Raw genomic sequence first — 1,940 nt, 5'->3', positions numbered from 1 at the left:
AACTTCTTTTTTTACCATCCATCGCTAAATTACTTTCTCTTCCGAGATCAGCATAGGTTAAAACTACACTACGATGGGTGTCATGTTAGCCTTCTACCAGTGGTATCTTCTTTAAGCTTATTGATGAAGTCGCGGTCCGTAGCCCCATTTGTTCCTGAATGGCTATCATTCAAGTCAGAATAATGTGACATGTACCAGGAGTTACAAGCCAGCCATAGCGATATGAATGGTGAAAAATAATCTATCGCTGATTTCTCCATCCACTCTTTTTTATAGTCAGCAGGCATCCTTAGACCTCTACCTGATCTTTTAGCCAGTTGATTGCCGTTTGCTCATTCTGCTCAATAGCGATTTCCACAGCTCTTTTTGCGCATTCGAGTAGGTGTTTGGATTGCTTTGTCAGGCTGAATGACTCGGTGACTTTTTGTTGAATTTCAGTTTGTTTGGTCACAGGGATCAGGGGTATAGGCAAGTTCAGAATGTCATTGTCAATTATGACTGGATATGATGTCCCTGTGTTTGGTTTTAGTGACCATGCTAAAAGTGGTTTTGAATGAAGGAAAGCAAGAAGTGTTTCTTTGTTAATCCGTCCATTTTCTCTAAGCACGGTGAATGCGCCGCTGCCTACATATCCACTTTCTTCAACAATAGTTATTGCCCCTCTGTATGTCCTGACTTTTGACACGATTACGTCGTTCTTGTTTAATGCTCTTTTTGCATTGGCTGGCAGCTCATCGCCAATGACTTCGTTTGCTGAAATTTCACCATTTGAAACATTAACGCTGCCGATTTCTACATATTCATAAATTTTATTGCCATCAATTTTGAATGTGCTCTTATTCTGTTTAAACTCTGCACCAATAGTTGAATAACCATTAGAATATTTTTTAATAGCCTCCTCAATCGCCTCGTATTTCGGCTGGTAGTATTCTGCGTCGATGCGCTCTGTCACTTCGGTATCAGAGTAATTTTTGATAAAGGCAAGCTGGTGCTTTGGCTGCCAGTTGGTCAGGCCAAGTTCGGAAAGGATAAGCTCTTCCGCCTCCAACAATCTAACTTCAGAATTCGTTTCGAATGACTGAGCCTCTTCTATTGTATTTGCGACTGTTGACTGAAAAAAATCCGATGCCTCAAAAATAGATATATCTCGAATATCCTCAAGTTCAATTTTCCCTTGGCCTGAAAGCATAATAATTCTTGTGAGTTGGGAGTGACCAAACCGCGAAAGTAAAAAACCAAATAGATACTTAGGATTAATGCTTTTTTTCTTGATGCTTAAACCAGTTACATTTTGGCTGAAATTGTACTGGCTATGCTTACTCGGCAGCAAAGCAACGTCACCAATGTATGCACCAATTTTTGTGACAACTATGTCATCTGGTTTAAGCTCGGTCTTGAAATGCACTTGATGTATTTCTGGAGCGAGAAATACCGTTGTCGCAAAATTTATAAGAGGATTTTTTATCTCGCTTGTACGAATTAATGGTACACCGGCATCGGTATAAAGTTCTGGGCTGATGTCAAAAATTCCCTTCTTGATATAGTGACAGTACTTTCGCAGTGGGAATATATTCCCCGTTTTTTCCAGTACAAATTCAATTTGTAGATATTCCGGCTTGTAGAACTCTGCATCTATCCGCAAATGTCGATACAGGTCTGATAATTTAACAGATGCAGCAATCATCACTACACCTCTGTCCAAAATGAAAGATTTTCTTTCTTAGCCCATTCGATAAAAGCTTCGGCGATACCGTCTTGCAACTCACCATCATGGTTGTGTAAGTCGTGATCAACGATCAGATGGCCATTTTTATCCAGCTTATACTGCCCGTTGCCGTTTTTAACAGGCTCTTCGTAGTTTCCTGTGGAAATCCAGTATAATCAGGACTTGATCATACCGAATTTACGGGGAGTCTTTCTGTGGAAATCGAAGAGCATTA

Annotated in this window: 1 protein-coding gene; it reads right to left on the bottom strand. The window is 40.2% G+C overall.

Features of this window, described 5'->3' with window-relative positions:
- Positions 1-289 precede the first annotated feature (289 nt).
- Positions 290-1,684 carry a restriction endonuclease subunit S gene (locus tag G565_RS0120850; protein ID WP_028672527.1) on the bottom strand — a complete coding sequence of 465 codons (1,395 nt, stop codon included), beginning with the start codon at positions 1,682-1,684 and terminating at the stop codon, positions 290-292.
- Positions 1,685-1,940 lie beyond the last annotated feature (256 nt).

It is taken from the genome of Saccharospirillum impatiens DSM 12546, from assembly GCF_000423605.1.
Classification (GTDB): domain Bacteria; phylum Pseudomonadota; class Gammaproteobacteria; order Pseudomonadales; family Natronospirillaceae; genus Saccharospirillum; species Saccharospirillum impatiens.
This window is presented reverse-complemented; position numbering and strand designations above follow the sequence as displayed.

Bases quoted from the DNA above. Each gene is read 5' to 3' on its own strand.
- G565_RS0120850 (WP_028672527.1), bottom strand. From the start codon at position 1,684: ATGATTGCTGCATCTGTTAAATTATCAGACCTGTATCGACATTTGCGG.